The 20,096-nt window shown below is 63.5% G+C and carries 20 protein-coding genes and 1 tRNA gene; 10 read left to right on the top strand and 11 right to left on the bottom strand.

The features are described from left to right. Positions 1-103: 103 nt before the first annotated feature. From CT3_RS14445 to CT3_RS14425, 5 genes are all read left to right on the top strand, one after another. Positions 104-1,471, top strand: a complete 1,368-nt coding sequence (locus CT3_RS14445) for an NAD(P)-dependent oxidoreductase (RefSeq protein WP_066533690.1) — start codon at positions 104-106, stop codon at positions 1,469-1,471. A gap of 34 nt (positions 1,472-1,505) precedes the next feature. Continuing rightward, a complete protein-coding gene (gene preA / locus CT3_RS14440) occupies positions 1,506-2,819 on the top strand; it encodes an NAD-dependent dihydropyrimidine dehydrogenase subunit PreA (protein WP_066534014.1) in 1,314 nt (437 codons plus the stop codon). A 238-nt stretch (positions 2,820-3,057) separates the two neighbouring features. Further along, entirely contained in the window at positions 3,058-4,527 is a 1,470-nt protein-coding gene (locus tag CT3_RS14435; RefSeq protein WP_066533688.1) for an NCS1 family nucleobase:cation symporter-1, read from the top strand. A gap of 71 nt (positions 4,528-4,598) precedes the next feature. Next, positions 4,599-6,050: a dihydropyrimidinase gene (hydA, locus tag CT3_RS14430; protein ID WP_066533686.1), complete on the top strand. Its 1,452-nt coding sequence runs from the start codon at positions 4,599-4,601 to the stop codon at positions 6,048-6,050. Positions 6,051-6,076: 26 nt separating this feature from the next. After that, a complete protein-coding gene (locus CT3_RS14425) occupies positions 6,077-7,342 on the top strand; it encodes a Zn-dependent hydrolase (protein WP_066533683.1) in 1,266 nt (421 codons plus the stop codon). A 144-nt stretch (positions 7,343-7,486) separates the two neighbouring features. Here CT3_RS14425 and CT3_RS14420 read toward each other — a convergent pair whose 3' ends face one another. Next, positions 7,487-8,404: a Dyp-type peroxidase gene (locus CT3_RS14420; protein WP_066533681.1), complete on the bottom strand. Its 918-nt coding sequence runs from the start codon at positions 8,402-8,404 to the stop codon at positions 7,487-7,489. Positions 8,405-8,531: 127 nt separating this feature from the next. Between CT3_RS14420 and CT3_RS14415 the strand changes: the two genes are divergently transcribed. The 4 genes from CT3_RS14415 to CT3_RS14400 all read left to right on the top strand — a co-directional run bounded on the left by CT3_RS14415 (position 8,532) and on the right by CT3_RS14400 (position 12,337). Next, positions 8,532-8,608, top strand: a tRNA-Val gene (locus CT3_RS14415). A 315-nt stretch (positions 8,609-8,923) separates the two neighbouring features. Beyond that, positions 8,924-9,442, top strand: coding sequence for a polyhydroxyalkanoate synthesis repressor PhaR (phaR, locus tag CT3_RS14410; protein ID WP_066533679.1), 519 nt, complete (start codon positions 8,924-8,926; stop codon positions 9,440-9,442). Positions 9,443-9,760: 318 nt separating this feature from the next. Then, a complete protein-coding gene (locus CT3_RS14405; protein ID WP_083520272.1) occupies positions 9,761-11,242 on the top strand; it encodes a methyl-accepting chemotaxis protein in 1,482 nt (493 codons plus the stop codon). 87 nt (positions 11,243-11,329) lie between these two features. Next, the gene (locus CT3_RS14400) at positions 11,330-12,337 is read left to right on the top strand and encodes a hypothetical protein (RefSeq protein WP_127446245.1); all 1,008 of its coding nucleotides are present in this window, start codon (positions 11,330-11,332) and stop codon (positions 12,335-12,337) included. A 543-nt stretch (positions 12,338-12,880) separates the two neighbouring features. Here CT3_RS14400 and CT3_RS14395 read toward each other — a convergent pair. From CT3_RS14395 to CT3_RS14350, 10 genes are all read right to left on the bottom strand, one after another. Next, on the bottom strand, positions 12,881-13,144 hold the full coding sequence (locus CT3_RS14395) for a hypothetical protein (RefSeq protein WP_066533675.1): 264 nt from the start codon (positions 13,142-13,144) through the stop codon (positions 12,881-12,883). After that, a complete protein-coding gene (locus CT3_RS14390; protein WP_066533674.1) occupies positions 13,141-13,668 on the bottom strand; it encodes a hypothetical protein in 528 nt (175 codons plus the stop codon). Before CT3_RS14390 ends, CT3_RS14395 begins: the two co-directional genes overlap by 4 nt. Beyond that, positions 13,665-13,910, bottom strand: a complete 246-nt coding sequence (locus CT3_RS14385) for a hypothetical protein (protein ID WP_066533673.1) — start codon at positions 13,908-13,910, stop codon at positions 13,665-13,667. The genes CT3_RS14390 and CT3_RS14385 overlap by 4 nt, the downstream gene beginning before the upstream one ends. Continuing rightward, a complete protein-coding gene (locus tag CT3_RS14380) occupies positions 13,907-16,189 on the bottom strand; it encodes a ParB/RepB/Spo0J family partition protein (protein WP_066533671.1) in 2,283 nt (760 codons plus the stop codon). Before CT3_RS14380 ends, CT3_RS14385 begins: the two co-directional genes overlap by 4 nt. After that, entirely contained in the window at positions 16,186-16,449 is a 264-nt protein-coding gene (locus tag CT3_RS14375) for a hypothetical protein (RefSeq protein ID WP_066533670.1), read from the bottom strand. The genes CT3_RS14380 and CT3_RS14375 overlap by 4 nt, the downstream gene beginning before the upstream one ends. Beyond that, positions 16,446-17,081, bottom strand: a complete 636-nt coding sequence (locus CT3_RS14370; protein ID WP_066533669.1) for a hypothetical protein — start codon at positions 17,079-17,081, stop codon at positions 16,446-16,448. The genes CT3_RS14375 and CT3_RS14370 overlap by 4 nt, the downstream gene beginning before the upstream one ends. After that, on the bottom strand, positions 17,074-17,397 hold the full coding sequence (locus tag CT3_RS14365) for a hypothetical protein (protein ID WP_066533668.1): 324 nt from the start codon (positions 17,395-17,397) through the stop codon (positions 17,074-17,076). Before CT3_RS14365 ends, CT3_RS14370 begins: the two co-directional genes overlap by 8 nt. A gap of 100 nt (positions 17,398-17,497) precedes the next feature. Beyond that, positions 17,498-17,737 (bottom strand): hypothetical protein, encoded by a 240-nt coding sequence (locus tag CT3_RS14360; protein WP_066533667.1) that lies wholly within the window; start codon positions 17,735-17,737, stop codon positions 17,498-17,500. A 12-nt stretch (positions 17,738-17,749) separates the two neighbouring features. Further along, positions 17,750-18,469, bottom strand: a complete 720-nt coding sequence (locus CT3_RS14355; RefSeq protein ID WP_083520271.1) for a VapE domain-containing protein — start codon at positions 18,467-18,469, stop codon at positions 17,750-17,752. 566 nt (positions 18,470-19,035) lie between these two features. Further along, complete coding sequence (locus tag CT3_RS14350; RefSeq protein ID WP_127446244.1) at positions 19,036-19,536, bottom strand: helix-turn-helix domain-containing protein; 501 nt, start codon at positions 19,534-19,536, stop codon at positions 19,036-19,038. 30 nt (positions 19,537-19,566) lie between these two features. On the opposite strand from CT3_RS14350, the gene CT3_RS14345 reads away from it, so the two are divergent. Next, the gene (locus tag CT3_RS14345; RefSeq protein ID WP_066533662.1) at positions 19,567-19,836 is read left to right on the top strand and encodes a hypothetical protein; all 270 of its coding nucleotides are present in this window, start codon (positions 19,567-19,569) and stop codon (positions 19,834-19,836) included. Positions 19,837-20,096 lie beyond the last annotated feature (260 nt).

The following is a 20,096-nucleotide window of genomic DNA, read 5'->3' as shown; positions in this document are numbered from 1 at the left end:
GCGGACAGCCTGCGTGCCCCCTTGCGTTGTTCGATCTGGCCTGGCATCGCCCTGCGAGCCCGGGTTCCCTTCACGCCCTCAATCCTGAATTTGGAGGTTCACCATGGACAGCCCCGCCAGCCGCACCTGCGGCATTGCCGCCGGCCGACTGAATCTGGCCGAGTACGCGGCCAATTTCTCCGACGCCCACCCCCCGCTCAACCGCCCCCAGGCCCTGATCGAGGCCGAGCGCTGCTACTACTGCTATGACGCGCCGTGCACCACGGCCTGTCCCACCAGCATCGATGTACCGGCCTTCATCGCCCGCATCGCCCAGGACAATGTGCGCGGCGCGGCCCGGGAGATCCTGACCGCCAACCCGCTGGGCGGCATGTGCTCCCGCGTGTGCCCCACCGAGCAGCTGTGCGAAGAAGCCTGCGTGCGCAACACCAATGAAGACAAGCCGGTCGAAATCGGTGCGCTGCAGCGCTATGCCACCGATGCCTTCATGGCCGCAGGCGGCGCGCCGCTGTTCCAGCGCGCCGCCGCCACCGGCAAGAAGGTGGCCGTGGTCGGGGCCGGACCGGCCGGTCTGACCTGCGCCCACCAGTTGGCGCTGCAGGGCCACGACGTGGTGCTGCTGGATGCCCGGCCCAAGCTCGGTGGGCTCAACGAATACGGCCTGGCCAGCTACAAGACCCCCAACGACTTTGCGCAGAAGGAAATCGACTGGCTGCTGTCGGTGGGCGGCATCACGCCGCACAACAACCAGCGGCTGGGGCGCGACTTCACCTTGGATTCGCTGCTGGCCAGCTACGACGCCGTGTTCCTGGGCATGGGCCTGGGCGGTGTGAACGCGCTGGGCATTGCCGAACCCCAGGCCGACGGCCTGCGCAACGCGGTGGATTTCATTGCCGACATCCGCCAGGCCAGCGACAAGGCCACGGTGCCGGTGGGCCGGCGCGTGGTGGTCATCGGCGGCGGCATGACGGCGGTGGATGCCGCCGTGCAGGCCAAGCTGCTGGGCGCCGAAGAAGTCACCATGTTCTACCGCCGGGGCAAGGACGCGCTGTCCGCGTCCGGCGTGGAGCAGGAATGGGCCCAGACCCATGGCGTCAACCTGCGGTTGTGGGCTGCGCCCCAGCAGGTGCTGGTGCAGGACGGCAAGGTGACGGGCATCCGCATGGCCTACACGCAGTTGCAGGACGGCAAGTTGCAGGTGGGGCCCGAGGTGTTTGACGTGCCCGCCGACATGGTGCTCAAGGCCATTGGCCAGACCTATGTCAGCGCCCATGCCGGCAACGCGATCGCGCTGCGCGACGGCCGCATCGACACCGATGCCGAAGGCCAGACCAGCGTGCCCCGCGTGTGGGCCGGTGGCGACTGCCGTGCCGGCGGTCAGGATCTGACGGTGGAAGCCGTGGAGCACGGCAAAGTGGCCGCGCGTGCCATGCACCAGGCGCTGACCAGCGCCGTGGGTGCCGGGGTGTAAGCGGCAGTGCCCGCGCTTTTCAAGGAGCATGGATATGGCAGACATCAGCACCCGCTTTCTGGGCATTGCAAGCCCCAACCCGTTCTGGCTGGCATCGGCCCCACCCACGGACAAGGAGATCAACGTCACCCGCGCCTTCGAAGCCGGCTGGGGTGGCGTGGTGTGGAAGACGCTGGGTGAGGACCCGCATGTGGTCAACGTCAACGGACCACGCTATTCCACCCTGCTGGCGCAGGACCGGCGCGTGATGGGGCTCAACAACATCGAGCTGATCACCGACCGGCCGCTGCGTACCAATCTGGAGGAGATGACCCGCGTGAAAAAGGCTTGGCCGGACCGCGCGCTGATCGCCTCGCTGATGGTGCCCTGCGAGGAAGAAAGCTGGAAACGCATCCTGCCCATGGTGGAAGACACCGGGGCCGACGGGCTGGAGCTGAACTTCGGCTGCCCCCACGGCATGAGCGAGCGCGGCATGGGCGCCGCCGTGGGCCAGGTGCCGGAATACATCCAGATGGTGACGGCCTGGTGCAAGCACTACAGCAAGCTGCCGGTGATCGTGAAACTCACGCCCAACATCACCGATGTGCGCTATCCCGCGCGGGCAGCCAAGGCGGGCGGTGCGGATGCCGTCTCGCTGATCAACACCATCAACTCGCTGATGGGGGTGAACCTGGATACCCTGGTGATGCACCCCAGCACCGACGGTCAGGGCTCGCACGGCGGCTACTGCGGTCCGGCGGTCAAGCCCATCGCCCAGAACATGGTGGCCGAGATCGCCCGCGACCCGCAGACGGCGGGCCTGCCCATCTCGGGCATCGGCGGCATCACCACCTGGAAGGATGCGGCCGAATACATCGCACTGGGCTGCGGCAATGTGCAGGTGTGCACGGCAGCCATGGTCTACGGTTTCAAGATCGTGCAGGACATGTGCGACGGCCTGTCCAACTACATGGACCAGCATGGCTTTGCGCGCATCGAGGACTTCCAGGGCCGGGCCGTGCCCACGGTCAAGGACTGGAAAGACCTGAACCTCAACCACATCGACAAGGCCGTCATCAACCAGGACAGCTGCATCCAGTGCGGGCGCTGCCATGTGGTGTGCGAAGACACCTCGCACCAGGCCATCACCTTCGAAAAAGAGGGCGGCGTGCGCAAGTTCGAGGTGAACGAAGCCGAGTGCGTGGGCTGCAATCTGTGCGTCTCCATCTGTCCGGTGCCGGAGTGCATTTCCATGCGCAGCCTGCAGCCGGGCGAAGTGGATCTGCGCACCGGAAAGACGGTCACCGGGGAATACGCCAACTGGACAACGCATCCCAACAACCCGCATCGTGCGGTGGTGCCCGTGTGAGGTGCGCGTGTGTGCCTGTTCTGGTGCAACGCAGTGGCAGAACAGGCGCAATCCACGCCTTTTGGCGGTGTTTTCGAGGGTGTGTTCCAGCGTGCGCGGCACTGTCAACTGGCACACATCATGCTGAAGAAGAACTTGCGATCCAGACCCGGTGATTCAGGGGATATGTCGTGCAGTCGGTAGCACCGGGCTGGGTTTCTTGTCGTTCCGTGAGTGAACCCCCACAGGAGATTCGGAGATGAACAGTAGTGCAAGTGGCGCCCTCGGCGCATCCAACCCATCCGCACCCGCCGATCAGGCGCTATCCAATGCGGATCTGCTTCCCACCCCTCTGGCGCATCGCACCTGGCGATGGCAGGACTACGCCGCGCTCTGGGTCGGCATGGTGGTCTGCGTGCCCACCTACACCATGGCCAGCTCCATGCTGGACCAGGGCTTTTCCTGGCAGCAGGCGGTCTGGCTGGTGTTCCTGGCCAACTGCATCGTGCTGGTGCCCATGACGCTGATCGGCCGGGTGGGCCCCAAGTACGGCATCCCCTTCCCGGTGCTGGCGCGGGCCTCGTTCGGTGTCAAAGGCTCCAACCTGCCCGCCGTGCTGCGCGGCCTGGTGGGCTGCGGCTGGTTCTCGATCAACTGCTACTTTGGCGCGCTGGCGCTGCACGGGTTTCTGAACATTCTGGGCTTCAATCTGGCGGGGCCGGCGGCGGGTGAAACCATCAGCACCTCCCAGTTCATGTGCTTTCTGGCCTTCTGGCTGGTGCACATCTGGTTCATCTGGCACGGGCCGGAGTCCATCCGCAAGCTGGAAGTGATTGCCGCGCCGCTGATGGTGGTGGCCTCCATCGTGTTCGTGGCGGTGCTGATGTACCGCGTTCCGGCCGGCCAGCTGTTCAACCTGCCGGCCAAGGTGGTGGAGGGCGGCCCCAAGACCTGGGCGGCCTTGACCGGCCTGGTGGGCTTCTGGGCCACGCTGGCACTGAACATTCCGGACTTCACCCGCTTTGCGCGTTCGCAGAAGGACCAGACGATCGGTCAGGCCGTGGGCCTGCCCATCCCGATGGCGCTGTTCTCCATGGTGGGGGTCATCGGCTTCTCGGCCTCGGCCATCCTGTATGGCAAGGCCGAACTGTTTCCCGATGCGCTGCTGACCAAGATGGGCAGCTTCGCCTCGGGGATTGGCCTGCTGGTGATTCTGCTGGCCAACCTCACCACCAACGTGGCGGCCAACCTGCTGTCGCCCTCGTATGACTTCAGCCAGCTGGCACCGTCCAAGGTGAGCTTTCGCATGGGCGGCATGATTGCCGCCGTCCTCGGCCTGCTGTTCATGCCCTGGAAGCTGCTGGCCACTTCGGGCGGCTACCTGTTCACCTGGCTGGGCGGCTACGGCACCTTGCTGGGCGCGATTGCCGGCGTGCTACTGGTGGACTACTACCTGATCCGCAAGACCCGGCTGAAGGTCGAGGACCTGTATGTGCGCGGCGGCCGCTATGAGTACACCAATGGCTGGAACATGCATGCCGTGGCCGCCTTTGCGCTGGGCGTGCTGCCCTGCCTGCCGGGCTATCTGGCGGTGTCGGGCGTGGTGGACGCCAACAGCGTGGGACAGATCTGGAAAAGCATCTTTGACTTTGGCTGGTTCTTCAGTCTGGCAGTGGCCAGCACCTACTACTACCTGACGGCCAAGAAGGGTGTGGAGCAAGCCGGTTGAGGACGCACGCGGGAGGGCACAGCGCCTTCCCGCGTGCACAGCGTGTGCGTGTGGATACCAAGGAGACGGGAATGCATGGAGCTTTGCTGATACGTGGCGGAACGGTGGTAAATGCAGACCGGCAGGAAAAAGCCGATGTGCTGTGTGTGGACGGCGTGATCGCTGCGGTGGGGGCCGATGCCGCCGCACTGGCGCCGGCGGGGACGGAGGTGATCGATGCGTCGGGCCAGTTGGTGATGCCCGGCGGCATTGATCCGCACACCCACATGCAGCTCCCCTTCATGGGCACCGTGACCGCCGATGACTTCTACACCGGCACGGCGGCGGCGCTGGCCGGGGGCACCACGAGCATCATCGATTTCGTGATTCCCGATCCGCAGGAGCCGCTGCTGGACGCCTACCGGAAATGGCGCGGCTGGGCCGAGAAATCGGCCGCCGACTATTCCTTCCACGTGGCCGTCACCTGGTGGAGCGAGCAGGTCCACGCCGACATGGGCATCCTGGTGCGGGAGGAGGGCATCAACAGCTTCAAGCACTTCATGGCCTACAAGAACGCCATCATGTGCGACGACGAAACCCTGGTGAACAGCTTCAAGCGCGCGCTGGAGCTGGGCGCCATGCCCACGGTGCATGCCGAAAACGGCGAGCTGGTCTACCTGCTGCAGCAGGAAGTGGCGCGCATGGGCATCACCGGGCCCGAAGGCCATCCGTTGGCGCGGCCACCCATGGTGGAGGCCGAGGCCGCCAACCGCTCCATCGCCATTGCCGGCGTGCTGGGCGTGCCCATCTACGTGGTGCACGTCAGCTGCATGGAGGCGGCACAGGCCATTGCCGCGGCACGTGCCCGCGGTCAGCGCGTGTACGGCGAGGTGCTGGCCGGCCACCTGGTGATCGACGAAAGCGTCTACCGTGACCCGGATTTCGCCAAGGCCGCCGCCCATGTGATGAGCCCGCCCTTCCGCGCCAAGGGCCACCAGGAAGCGCTGTGGCAAGGCCTGCAGTCGGGCCAGCTGCACACCACGGCCACCGACCACTGCACCTTCTGCGCAGCGCAGAAAGCCATGGGCAAGGACAACTTCGCCAAGATTCCCAACGGCACGGGCGGCGTGGAAGAGCGCCTGGCCGTGATCTGGGATGCGGGCGTGAACACCGGGCGGCTGACGCCCAGCGAGTTCGTGGCCATCACCTCGGCCAACACCGCCAAGCTGTTCAACATCTACCCGCGCAAGGGGCTGGTGGGCGTGGGGGCGGACGCCGATCTGGTGGTGTGGGATCCCAAGGCCAGCCACACGCTGTCGGTCAAGACCCAGCATTCCAAGGGCGACTACAACATCTTCGAAGGGCGCACCGTGCAGGGCATGCCCAGTCACACCATCAGCCAGGGCGTGGTGGCCTATGCCCAGGGCGATCTGCGCGCCGTGCAGGGCAAGGGCCGCTACATCAAGCGCCCGGCCTTCGGCCCCAATTTCGACGCGGTGCAGCGCCGCGCCGCCACCCTGCAACCCACGCCCGTGCTGCGCTGAACGCCGGCGGGACAAGGAGAACCACCATGGACACCCCAGTGATGCAGAAGCAAGACATCGCGCAGCTGCGCGTCAACGGCCCCCGGCTGTGGGACGCGCTGATGGAGCTGGCGCAGATCGGCGCCACGCCCAAGGGCGGCGTGTGCCGGCTGACCCTGACCGACCTGGACAAGCAGGGCCGCGACCTGGTGACCGGCTGGGCGCGCGAGGCCGGCATGACAGTGACCATCGACAAGATCGGCAACGGCTTCATGCGCCGGCCCGGACGCAACAACAGCCTGCCGCCCATCATGACCGGCAGCCACATCGACACCCAGCCCACGGGCGGCAAGTTCGACGGCAACTACGGCGTGCTGGCGGGCCTGGAAGTGGTGCGCACCCTCAACGACCACGGCATCGAAACCGAAGCCCCCATCGAAGTGGCCTTCTGGACCAACGAGGAGGGCTCGCGCTTTGTCCCGGTGATGATGGGCTCGGGCGTGTTCGCCAAGGCCTTCACGCTGGAGCATGCCTATGCCGCCACCGACACCGAAGGCAAGACGGTCGGCGGGGAGCTGGAGCGCATCGGCTATGTGGGCAGCCAGGAGCCGGGCGACCACCCCATCGGCGCCTATTTCGAAGCGCACATCGAACAGGGCCCGGTGCTGGAAGACAACGCCAAGACCATCGGCGTGGTCACCGGGGTGCTGGGCATCCGCTGGTACGACTGTGTGGTCACCGGCATGGAAGCCCATGCCGGCCCCACACCCATGGCCTTGCGCAAGGATGCCCTGCAGGTGGCCGCGCAGCTGATGCAGGAAGTGGTGGCCTGTGCCCACCGCCATCCGCCGCATGGCCGTGGCACGGTGGGCATGGTGCAGGTGCACCCCAACAGCCGCAATGTGATCCCGGGCCAGGTCAAGTTCAGCATCGACCTGCGCAATGCCAGCGATGCCGACTGCGACGCCATGGATGCCGACATCCGCGCCGTGGCCGCGCGCATCAGCCAGGCCAGCGGCCTGCCCATCGAGATCACGCTGGTCTCCAACTACCCGGCCCAGCCCTTCCATGCGGACTGCGTGGATGCGGTGGCGCGGGCCGCCAAAGCACTGGGCTATTCGCACATGCCGGCGGTGTCGGGGGCCGGCCACGATGCGGTCTACATGGCCCGGCTGGCCCCGGCAGGCATGGTCTTCATTCCGTGCAAGGACGGTATCAGCCACAACGAGATCGAAGACGCCACGCCGGCCGACATCACCGCCGGCTGCAATGTGCTGATGCACGCTATGCTGGAGCGCGCCAAGGTGGTCTGAGCACGCCCGCGCAAGGCCGTGCAAGATCGCGCGTCCCCACCATCTCCGGCACCATGGAAAAGGGCTTCCTGCGGGAAGCCCTTTGTGCTGTCAGCTCGCTGTGCGTGATGCCTTGGCTCCATGCGTTGGCGCCGCGCAGTGGTGTTATGCGCCCAGCAGGCGCAGATCGATCTGGCCCTGGTGCACGGGCGGGCACCAGTAGTAGCTGCCGCTCAGCGGTTGCGAGAACTGGAACAGCGCATCGCTCACCCCGTCCTCCAGGCCCAGCATGCGGCGCCACTGGGCCTCGAAGGCATCCAGTGAATGGCCGAAGGCGGCAAACATCAGGCCCATGCGGTCCTGGCCCTGGGCGCTGGTGTTCCACCAGGGCATGGAGCGGCGCACCACAAAGGCCTCGGGCGTGAAGCTTTCCTGGGCGGTGCGCTGGGTGTGGGCGGAGGCGGGCGCATCGTCCAGCTCCTCGTTGTCGCTCAGGCGGCGGCCCATGGCGTTGTCGCGTGCGTCCGGTGCCAGGGAATGGAAGGCGGGCATGTTGTGCTCCCACTGCTGCAGCGCCAGAAAGCTGGAGCCGTGCAGCCCCATGGTGGCGCAGCGCAGGCAGCCGGCGGCTTCGGCCTCGGCATCCACCGGGTTTTCCGTGCCGTCCTCGTAGCCGGTCAGATCGCGGCCGTAGCCATTGGGGCCGTGGCCGTGGCGGAACGCGTCCACGATGTGCTCCACGGTCAACGCTGGCGCCAGCAACTGGGCCAGGCGGCGCGTGCGCAGCAGCAGCTCGCCGCGCTCTTCACCGCGCAGCCACAGGCACAGCGCCGATGGGGTGCTGACCGACTGCGCCGGAGCCACGCCCTGCAGCACCGGGAAATCGCGCAGGCCCGGAATATCGGCATCCAGCGCCTGGGCCAGGCGGGTGCCGATGGCGACCACCGTGCGCGCGCCATCGGCGTGGCTGCGCAGCTGTGCCAGCGCGGTGCGCAGGGCGGCGGCATCGCCTTGCAGCGAGAAAAAGACATAGCGGCCCACAACGGGCAGCGGGGCCAGGATACCGGGTTGGGTAAATTGCATGGTTCAGAAAGCGTGGGGCAAGCGGTCATTGTCGCCCCAGGCCCGGCGGCGCACCGGCTACGCACAAAATCTGCGGCATTTTTCCAAAGTGCCCATTTCAGCCTGCTATACTTGCAGCTTCAACGACAGGCGCGTAGCTCAGCTGGTTAGAGCACCACCTTGACATGGTGGGGGTCGTTGGTTCGAGTCCAATCGCGCCTACCAAATTCAAAAGCCTTTCATCGCAAGATGAAAGGCTTTTTTGTTGCCTGTGCGCCGGCAAAGCGCAGGCAGGCATGGTGGCTGCCCTCAAAAGCAGGAGCGGTGGCAGGGCATGCACCAACAGTTTGCGCGCTACCGGCCTATATGCCCAGACGGCAAGCGCATGGGCTGCTATCACGAAAAGAGCATTCTGTGCTGCTATGTCCAGGGATCAGGGTTGGCCCTGCGCAGCCGGAGGCGCTGGCGTCCTTAGAATCGGCAGCTGCAAATACACACAGACCGACACAGGCAGCGGGCCCGGGCCCGGAGGAGTCCCAGATGACCACCACAGAAAACAGTACCAACCCGTCCGCATCCAAGCAGCGCGTCATCAAGAAGTACCCGAACCGCCGCTTGTATGACACCGACACCTCGTCCTATATCACCCTGGCCGAAGTGCGCCAGCTGGTGATCGAGCGCGAACCCGTGGTGGTGCGTGACGCCAAGTCGGGTGAGGACCTGACCCGCTCCATCCTGCTGCAGATCATTCTGGAAGAAGAAGCCGGTGGCGCGCCCATGTTCAGCGAAGCCATGCTGGCCAACATCATCCGCTTCTACGGCCATGCAATGCAGGGCTATATGGGCAGCTACATCGAGAAGAACGTGCAGATGTTCACCGACTTCCAGAACAAGATATCCGAACAGTCCGGTGTGGGCGGCACCGATGCCTGGGCCAAGATGATGCAGATGCCCAACCCCATGATGCCGGCGGGCTACACCGAGCAGATGCAGAAGATGCAGGAGCAGATGCAAAAGCAGACCGAGCAGATGATGTCCATGTTCGGCCTCAAGCGCTGATCGGCGCAGTGATCCGGCCGGCCTCGGGCTGGGCATAGACCGGGAGCTGCTCCCACACGACGGACCTTCGGGTCCGTTTTGCATGGGCGTCGATAGCCTGGCTCTGCCTCTTTGAGGTATCTATTAGTCGCGCGATAGGCGATTTTCGCGGGCTGTGCAAGCGCAGGGGCACATACGCCCAGGCAGGGATTGGGCAAGCGCCAGGCTGGCGGATGGTTCTGTCCGTATTCATACAATTTGACACGAACCCCGGGAGGTGCTGGCAGCGGGCCGGTGCGCGGGTGAACGCAGGTCGGCGCCTTCGGGCGCCGTTGTCATATGTACGGTGTTGAAATTCGGGAGCAGGCCCGCGGCGGTTCTGCAGGGATACAGGCGCGCAGCCAGGCGGAAGTGCCGCTGGATGCGCAGGCGGTCGGCCGGCAGGCGGATCTGTTGCTGCTGCTGCTGACCCTGGTGTCGGCCGCCGTGGCCGTGGTCATCGGTGCGGTGATGAGCACGGCGGTGCTGCCCGCTGTGGCCGGGGGCGCAGTGGCGGCGCTGGCGCTGGCCTCGTACGCCCTGGCCCGTGGTTCGCAGTGGACGCGCTTTGTGCTGCCGCTGCTGCTGAGCGCCACCGTGGCGCTGCACATCCAGGTCTCGCTGGGCATGATCGAATTCCACTTCGGCGTCTTCGTCACGCTGGCGCTGGTCATGGTCTACCGCGACTGGCGGGTGGTGCTGGCCTGCGCAGCCTTCTTTGCCGTGCACCATGTGCTGTTCGACCGCCTGCAGGCCTGGGGCCTGGGCATGTACTGCCTGACGGAAGCCAGCTTCCCGCGCGTGCTGCTGCATGCCGCCTATGTGGTGCTGCAGACCGGGGTGGAGATCTTCATCGTCTACCGCATGAACCAGGCGTTCTCGCAAGGGCGGGAACTCAATGCCCTGGTGCAGCAGGTGGACCAGCCACAGGCAATGGTGCTGGATGTGGCCGCTGCGCCCGTGGTCACGGCCGTGGCCCAGCGCCTGCAGCAGATGTTCATGCGCGTGCATGACACGGTGGACAGCGTCAAGCAGACGGCAGCGGCCCTGCAGTCGGCGAGCGCCCGCATTGCGGCGGGCAGCCAGGAGCTGTCGGCCCGCACCGAACAGGCCCGCCACAGCGTGGAGGAAACCGCCACCGCCGCCCACGAAATCCGCCAGACCGTGGGCAGCACGGCGCAGATCGCCCAGCATGCCCACGGCCTGGTGGGGCAGGCCGCGCAGGACGCCCGCCAGGGCGGCAGCATGGTGGACCAGCTGGTGCAGAACATGCAGACCGTGCAGCGCGGCTCGGACGAAATCGCCAGCATCGTGGGCGTGGTGGACAGCCTGGCCTTCCAGACCAATCTGCTGGCGCTGAATGCCGCCGTGGAAGCCGCCCGTGCCGGTGAGCAGGGCCGCGGCTTTGCCGTGGTGGCCGAGGAAGTGCGCCGCCTGGCGCTGCGCAGCGGCGAAGCGGCCAAGGACATCCGCCGCCAGATCGACCGCTCCGTGCAGGCCGTGGCCCAGGGCGCAGCCTTGAGCGGCCAGGTGCAGTCCGTGATGCAAGGCTTTGAAAGCCGCATCGGCGAAGTCGCCGAGCGCATGCAGGACATCGCCCAGGCGGCGGTGCAGCAGCACGAAGGCATTGCCCAGATCAGCGACGCCATCGGCCAGCTGGAGCAGGCCACCGCGCAGAATGCCGAGCTGGCCGAGCAGTCCCTGGCCACGGCGCAGATGCTGCAGGCCCACACCCAGCAGATGGAACAGCGCGCCGCCCTGTTTGTGACGCGCACGGGCTGAGTTGTGCTCTATAACCCATGGCGTGGCTGGCCTGATTTTTTCGAAGACTCAGAATATGAGGCCACAGATGCATCGTGAGGGGCGTTGATGATGATTGAAAGAGTTGTCGATGCATGGATCCCAGTCCGTGTAGGGTTGCCTGACATTGAGTACCAAAAGGAGTTTGAGCAAGGGATTCAAGACTGGATTTGGTCCTTGCCAGATGTGCTTCCAAAGTTAGCCAAAGAAGTTAAGTCGGCGAAGATTTCTGCTGAAGACGCTCCTCCATGGCTTTTAGGGCGATCAGTTGTAGCTCGCCCCCCATGGTTCAAGTTCTTTCGGGTTTCAGCACATGTCGCGGTTAGTGCTGGCGAAGATTGGGGTGACTTAAGTGATTCGGATCGAGAGTTATTGATCCTAACTGGGGTAGCGTATTGCTTGGCTGATGGAATCGGTGTTGCGCTGCAGCTCTCCGAAATTTCTGCGCCAGGCTGTATATGGACTTCAGAAGGCATGATTGCTAGTGGCGAGACGGCATTAGTCTCTCTTGACCGCAAAGCAAGCTTGATTGACTTGCCTCATTCTGACGCGTGGCCATCGTTGAAGCAGCTCGCTATGGTTGATGTTGTGGACTGGTTTGTCGATTGTGAAATGGACAAGGCGCCATTCGCTGAGTCAAGAATTCAGCGTGCGTTTGCCGCTTATACGTATTGCATTGGTCAAAACTACGATCGTGAAGGTGAAGCACTCTTTCGCGCAATGCAAGGTCTCGAGGCGTTCTACTGTGATGGCGTTGGTGATCTTCGTCGCCAGCTATCTGACAAAGCGCGCTTGTGGTTAGGAGCGTGGCCAAGCAAGGCGAATTTGGTTGGCCACTTGTACGACCTTCGTTCTAAATTTGTTCATGGAGCAGCTCGATTGCCGTATCGACATGCTTATGGAAAAACAAATCTTGAAGAATCTTGCGATGCCAGAAAAATGTCGGAAGGAACTGGCTTGGCAGTCAGGTTGTTGCTTGCGACATTGCAAGAATGTGTTGGACGCGGCGTGGCGGATGTTCAGTGGAATTTTTCATACACCCTGGCTATTTGCAACCCGGTCTCCCATAGTGGTTAGTGGCTGTTGATAAAGCATGTCGCAATTCAAAGCAATGCACTGGACGTGGTAGTCGCTCGGGTAGGCGAATAAGGCTAGAAGCGGTCAACTTGGTAATGCCTCCCGGTCTTTGGTCCGAAATTTCGAGAGCCGCCAGATTTCTAGCTATAGATGGAACAGCGCGCCGCCCTGTTCGTGACGCGCGCGGGCTGACACCGACTGCCCTCTGGTCGGGCACCGGGCAGAGGGCAGCCAGGGGTAGATCAGAGGGCCGGGGCCGCCAGGATGCCCTGCTTTGCACATGCCGTGGGGCGAGCCGATAGAATGCCCGGTTCGATTTTGTCTGGCAGGGCCGGAAAGTGCCTGCAAGCTTCTTGCGGCGGACGGAATCCTCCCCACACGGAAACACCATGACAAGCGAAGCAAACACCCCTGTAGCCAGCGCCCCCAAAGTGGGCTTTGTGTCGCTGGGCTGCCCATGCGATTGTTTATGTATACGTCTGCTGCAGACGTAAAAAAGCCGCCTCGGCTTGACCGGGCGGCTTTCTTTTTTGGGGCTTGCTATTAGGCGGCAGCGCGCACCTTGGTGGGGATGGGGTTGCTGAGTACACGCAGATGTCCTTCACCTTTGAGAAAATTTCGGTGGCAGTTGACGGCCACGGCTTCGACTTCGCGGGCCACATCTTTGCCGGCCGCCACGATAGTTCCGTCTGCGGCAACGATAGCCAACTGGGCGGGCACGCCATTGACGGTGACGGTCAGTCCTTCAAACACTACCGCGTGGATGTGGACGCCATCGATGGCGCCAGTTTGTTGGTCACCAATCATGCCGGCACTCCTTGTTTTTGTTGTTGCATGGGCTTCATGTTCTTCAGGTCGATGTCGGCCCGGTAGACCTCGCCCCCGGTGCTTTGCGTGCGGGCGATCAGCTTCCTGGCAGCAGCATGTAGCTCTGCAAGCGTCAACTGCTTAAGCTGGAACTCGTGCAGTTCGATCATGTTGGCCATGGCGTCCAGCTCGGAGAATTCCAGCTCGTGCGCTGTCCATACGTCTGCACACATGCACCTGCTGTAGTAGCTGTCGCATGCCTGCAGGGCTTGCTGAATGTGTTCAGCCAGGCCGCGCACAACGCCTTGCTTCTCAATCTCGCTGGCGATGCGGAAGATGGTGTAAACCACCACGTAATGGTCATGGGACGCCACCCCGGCGCGCATCACGCCGAAGCCATCGCGCAGGGGCTGCATGGTGTCCGCCACTTCCTGGGCCTTGAGCAAGGTGTGGTGGTGGTTGATAGCCTTCAGCGGATCGCCTTGTGGCTTGCCACCGCTGCGGAAAAAGCGGGTGCGGCTCATGCGCGGGCTCCTTGGTGCAGCAGGCCAGTCAGCAGGCCTTGCAGGCAGTCGGTGATTCGTGGGGCGGCGGCTGCAACGGGCTCCTTGCGGCGGCTATCAGCCCGGCGCACGTGCTCCTTGTAGCAAGCCTTGCAGCAGTGCGCCAGGTTCAGATAGCCGCCCGGCTGCGAGTAGAAAAACTCGGTATCAGCCGGCCACTCTTCATTGCATTTCTTGCAGAGCTTGTGGTCTACGGCTTTCATTCCGCCAGCTCCAGTTCGGTTACGTGGAATGCCACGCGCACGGGCTTGCAGCCCTTGGGGCCAGGGAAAGACACGTCCACCGCAGCGTCGCCCATGATGGCCACCACCGTGCCTTCGTCCCCGATGTAGATTTTCTTGCCCCGGCCCGTTGCATTGGGCAGCACGGTCACGCGGTTTGCCAGCAGTTCTTCGGGCGTGTAAACCTGCTTAGGCGCCGTGGCAGTCTTTGCGTCTGCACTGTCCTGGGCATCGCCGGCAGGTTCCTGCTGCCCCCCACTGGCTGGGGTGTCAGCGGCGGGCGCGGTCGGCTTGGGTCGCTTCAATGTCACCAGGGGTGCCGGTGCCTGCGCGGCCGCAGCCGCGACTGGCACCGCTTCGTCGCCTAGCGCGGCTTCGGCCGCGCCTGGTGCTGCATCCCCGGACAACGACTGCAGCGCGGCAGCGATGCCGGCGGTGGCCGCAGCGGAGCTGAGCTTTTCCGCATCCTCGGCCGCACGCGCAGCGGGATTTTTGGATTTTTTGGCTTTGCCACCTTTGCCATCCGCGCCAGCACGCGCAGCCGGAGGAAGGGGTGTATCGCCCTCCGCCGGGTTGGCGGATTGCTTGGCCGCTGCGCGCATGTTGGCCTTCACCTGGGCCTTGATGGCTTCCACATCAACACCGCAAGCCTCTGCCATTGCCATCAGTTCGGGATTGCGCGGTGCCGAGGGGTTGTGCTCGTAGTACCAAGGGGAGTAGTGCTTATCGCGCAAGGCAAGGATTGCGCCCGCCAGGGCGATTGGGTGCGCCCAATCGTTCGCCAGGTCGCGTATCGCATCCTTGGGGGCTACCTTGCCCAGCTCCAGCATCTTGCACAGCTCCTTGGCATATTCGCCATTGAGGGATGTGGCCAGGTGCTGCGTCACCATGCGGGCGGCAGTAACAAGGCAGGCGTCGCTTGGCTCTTTGGTGTGCACCGCAATCTGTCGGGCAACCTCGGTGCGCCAATCGCGCTCGTAGGTTTCTTCAGCCTGCTTTTTCTGGTTCTGCTCGTTCTGTTTGGCGTCGCGCTCGTTGTCGGCCAGCAGCTGCTTGTGGGCTTCGGCCTTGCCGGCCATCTTCAGCAGTTCTTCGGCCTGGTTGGGCGTCACCACGGCAATCAGTTCTTTCTCGTCATGGGGGTTGACCACCATGGTCGGCTTGATGCCTGACTCCTCAAGTGCCTTGTGCGTCAGCTTGCGCAGCGTCTTGCCTTTGACGGGGCTGTCAGATGGGCTGTCCAGCCGCAGGTAGCCGGTGACCCCGCCGGAATAGGCGCTGGGCACCAGTTCCTTGGCAGCGCGGCCGTCGATGATCTCGCAGCCCATGTCCTGGGCTTGTTTGCGCACGCGCACTGCGTGGGCTTCTTCCTTGGCTTTGAAGCAGGGTGGGTTTGTGCACACGTCTGCACTGTCCACGTCCGTAAACAGATCGGGGTTGGCTCCGGTCCGGTTAGGGCAAGTGGAGCAGGCGCCGGCGGTGGCGCACAAGGTGGCGTCCTCACGATCAAACCGGGCATATTCCAGCTTGGTCATGAATTCGCTCTGGCACATATACTGGACTTCGCGGGCGCTCATGCGGCTGCGGCCACCGTCGTTCCAGCCCCCATGAGGGGCAATTGCACGCTGCAGGGCTTTGAGCTGCAGTTGCTCGTTGGGAATGCGGGCAATGGGTAAGCCGCAGGAATAGTCCAGCTTGCCCTCCCGCAATGCCTGGCGCCCCTCTTCGCACAGGTCCAGTATCTTGAGTCGGCCATACACATAGGCGCGGCTCTTGCCGATCTTGGCGCCCATCTGGTCGGCGCTGATGCCCTGGTGCTGCATCAGCACCTGAAAGCCCTCGGCTTCCTCCAGCTCGGACACGTCTTTGCGCTGAAGGTTTTCAATCACCTGGGCTTCCAGTGCCTCGGCGTCGGTCATGTCGCGGATCATCGCCGGTATCTCGGCCATGCCCGCCATCTGGCAGGCACGCCAGCGGTGTTCCCCGGCGATCAGTTCGTACTGTGCGCGCTCGCGCTTCTCGGTCTTGGCCCATGCCTGTTCATCTGCCACGCGGTGGGCGGGCAAAGGGCGAACCAGAATAGGCTGGTGCACGCCCGTGGCCTTGATGCTGTCTGCCAGCTCCTGCAGGAATACCGGGTCGAAGTGCTTGCGCGGGTTTGTCAGACTACGGGCAATGCTCAACACGGGCAGGTGCGCGAAGCCAGCACCGGCGCCGGCCGCCGGGATGGCATGGGTGATGGTGTCGTGTGCGTCGGTCATGCTGTGCCTTCCTGGGTGAAGTCAACTGCCAAGCTGTTGACGCGGTCCACGCAGCGTGGGCTGAAGTCGTTGATTCCTGACTTGGAGACGATCCAATTGCCGTCCCATCCGGCGAAGGTGATCCACCGCTTTGTGCCGGGGCACTTTGTGACGCGGAGGCGGTCGCCGGCCTTGAGAGTGCGTTTGGCGTTCTCGACTGCGATGGTCCAAAGGCGTCTGTTCTCTGCCTGTTGCTCAGGCGTGAGGCGAGATGTGGTCATGCTGCGGCTCCATTGCTGGCCTGGGCGGCACGGTCGATGCGTTCAATCTCGGCCAGCGCCATGGCTGCACCCTTCACCAGTTGGTCGCGGCGGTCGCCAAGGCGTGGATAGTTCCAGTCCGGTGGCAGGATGGCTTCGCCAAAGGTGCGGCCGTAGCCGGTGCTGCTGGCGTCCCAGTCACGTGCAGCCTCGGGCATGACAAGCAGCGCTGCCATGGCGGCAATCTCGTCGTTCACATGGCTGTCGTCGTGCTCGGTGTCGTAGCCTTCCTGCGCTACCTGCCGTGCACGCTCCTTCAGTACATCGTGTGCTGCGGCTGTCAGCTTGAGTCCAGGGGCATCCATTGCGCGCAGCACGGCGGCAGCGGCAGCGTGATAGCCGCTGCCTTGCAGCAAGCTGGATGCGGCCAGCAGGATCTGCTGGTCATCGCTGTGGGTTGCTGGGTCGGGGCTGTACACAAAGCCCGCCACCGCCGGCTGCTTGCCCAGCCAGCCCAGGGCGTCGATTGCCAGGGAGTGGGCAGGCGTGCCGATGCGCATGCCGGGGTGGGGTGCGGGCATGTCGATGGATACCTGAGCGCGGGCGCCGGGCAGGGTTTCGATCACGAATTTGATTCGGTCCAGATCAGGCATTTGCTTGCTCCTGGGTTTCGGGTTTGATGATGTGGATGTGGTGCACATCGGCCATGTGCCATTCGATGTGGGAAGCCGGCGTCTGCAGGCGCAGCCGCATGCCGACTTGCAGCTGTGCGGCGCGGTGGTGGCAGGCGGCCATTCCGCCCACGGGGAACACTTGGGTTGCGGTCAGGCGCTTATTGCTGACACCGCAGTCCTGCAGCACCAGCTTCAGCACGGGGAGGGCATCGCCTGCTTCGCCCACGGGCTGCATCTGCGGCCGGGGTGGCTCGGCCAAGGTGCCGATAACTTCCACCAGAGGTTCGGTAGTCATGGATGCGCTCCTGGCAGGGTTTGGACCGCAGCTGCGGCCGTGGCCAGTGCCACGGTCATCAGGTGGGCGGCAATGGCCTTGATGGTTTTGCGGGCCATGGCTACCCCATGAAGTGCCGCAGGCCATGCAACGCCAGGGTGACGGCGATCACCACCAGGGCAGCGCCCCAGGTGCGGCGAGCACGGACTACGCGGCGCAGGCGCTTGGGGTAGGGGCCGTCCAGGGTAATGGGCACCTTGTGGGCTGCGGGGCGCGCTGTGGCTTCATCTGCCAGGACCAGATCACCCAGAATGGGCACGCGGCCCGGGGTGTTGCGGCGTGGAGTGGTAGCTGTGTTCATCGCTGCTTCTCCTTACCGGCCACACAGAGGATTGCCGGGGTGGTAGTTCAGGTCTTGCACGCGGCCGTTCAGGTCTGCCTTGTTGCGTGCCAGGGCTTCGGCAAAAAGCTGGTCGCGGTGTTCGCCCAGCCATTGGGTGTTGACTTGATTCCACACAGGGACCACCCAATAGCTGCGGCCGATGCGGTCCTTGTGCAGGACGGTGCTGTCCGTGGTGATTGCCACCACAAACTGGCGCTTGTAGAACTCGGCTTGTTGGCTGTAAGGCGGGCGGTAGCTGTCCGTGGTGCTTTTGATGAATGCTTTGATGCCATCCATCTCCGCAGCTCGGAATGCCGTCAGCTCGTTGATTTCGTAGAGCCACACGCCTTGTATTTCTTCCAGCGAGCCTTTGCCCCAGCTGATGGGGCCGGCGTCATCGCTGAAAAAGGCTTTGCCCACTAGCACGCGCAGCAGGGCGGATTTGCCCTTCCCTTGAGGGCCTTGGAGCACCGGCGTGAAGTCAAATTTGCTGCCGGGCTCTTGTGCGCGGCGCACCATGCCCATCAGCCACTGCCGACCCACCAGGGTGAGGTACTGCATGCGGTGCATGCCGGCACTTTGGGGCGATTCGCCCAGCACGTGGGGAAGCCACGCATCCAGGCGCGGCACGCGGTCCCACGCGGGCAGGCCGCTGATGTATTCCCCGGGGGTGTTTTGTGTGCACACGTGTGCACTGGTCGCTGTCTGCATTCCACGCTCCTGTCCGGCTGGGCCGGCGTTGGTAAATGAAGCGGGCGTACACGGTTTGATGTCGTGGAGCCCATCAAGAAATGGCCATAAGCCATTCCGTTGATGGAATGAGCATATCTAATTCGGAATGTATGCGCAACCGAATACGGAATGATCAATCCGTATTCGGTTAAATTTGCATTGCCTTTCCGTTCTGTTAGGTGTCAAAATATGTATGGGCATACAGTAGTTTGCGCCAATAAGAAACCATCACAAGTGAGGTCACTGAGTGGAAATGGGCGAGCCAGCCGAGGCTTTTTGCATTGATCTGCGTGGAGTGCAGGGGCATGCGGTAGGTGCATGTCTGAGCCGGTGGCGTGCGCGCAACAGCGCCGGCCAGGGGAGGGCCGGTGTGTGCATTCTTCTTGGGGGTGGGGTCTGCCAGGCAGCCGCGCGCACTCTAGGCCCGTGGGGCTATGAGTTTCCAGCGCTGGCTTATGTGGCGCCCAAAGAGGCGCACCCAGCATTGCAGGCGATTGCAATGGCTGGGGCGCGCAATGGGCAGGTGAGGGGGTGCTTCGTGGAGCTTAGCCAGGCTGCTGCGTGGGTGGCTCTTCGGGCGAGGGCGGTGCTGTTATCGAGGCGGCCGCAAGTGATAGCACCTGAGTTGCCAGAGCATGTGCCTTTTCGCGGGCTGTCTGATCTGGGATAGCGTCGAGCTGCTGGGCAAGGTCGAGCGCTAGCGGACTGAGGTTCGTGCTGTTGCTCGGAAATTCAGGATTGAAGTCTTCGTGCAGAAGTTGCCACGGGTGCACTCCCAGCACTGTGGCAACGCGATCAATGACTTCGATACCGACAGAGGTGTCCTGAGCTTTGATGCGTGATGCTGTGGCGGGGCCGAACTTGGCTTCGCGGGCCAGCTGATTCAAATTTTCGCGTCCGTACTTCTTGAGCATGAGCGCGGCGATGTTTTTCCACAGCACTGGGCGGCTGTCGAAGAGAGGCATAGACGTAACAGTTTTGGGTAAGTCAGGACTGACTGAATCTAACTGCGATGCCATTCCGGATGCGGATTGATTATCTTGCATGGATTATTCCGTATACGATATGATTCGTGCATGCCTACCGAAATCCCAAGTACCGAGCAAGTCCGTGCCCTGCTGCTGAAGTTCCGGCAGGTCCAGCTGAAGTCCATTGAGGGCCAGTCTGGTGTTCCCTTCTCCACCCTTGTGAAGATCAGGCAGGGGACCACGAAGAACCCGGGCATTGAGACAGTCCGGGCAATCTTTCGCACCGACCTTGTGAAACAGCAGTTGCAGTCCGTGAATGCGGTAGCGGCTACTGCGGCAACTGCACAGATCGGCCCGTCGGAGGCCCTCGGTGTTTGAGTCTGCTTTGTCCAGCTTGTCTGGCGCCTCCCCTGTATTCGCTGCGAGCGGTCAGGGCAAGCGCTTTGTCTATGTGCGGTCCGTCCTGCTGGACGTGAGCGCTGTCTTTCTCCAGCACCACCCCTATATCGGCCACGCCGCCGGGGGTTCTGTCTCCGTCCTCCATCGCAAAGGTGCTGCCCACACGGGCCGGTGTGTGCAGCTTGCGTGGCTGGTGGTGCTGGGTTTCCTTTTTGTTGTGCATGCCTGCAGTGTCGGCC

Origin of the sequence: Comamonas terrigena NBRC 13299, from assembly GCF_006740045.1 — a bacterium.
Taxonomy (GTDB): domain Bacteria; phylum Pseudomonadota; class Gammaproteobacteria; order Burkholderiales; family Burkholderiaceae_C; genus Comamonas; species Comamonas terrigena.
This window is presented reverse-complemented; position numbering and strand designations above follow the sequence as displayed.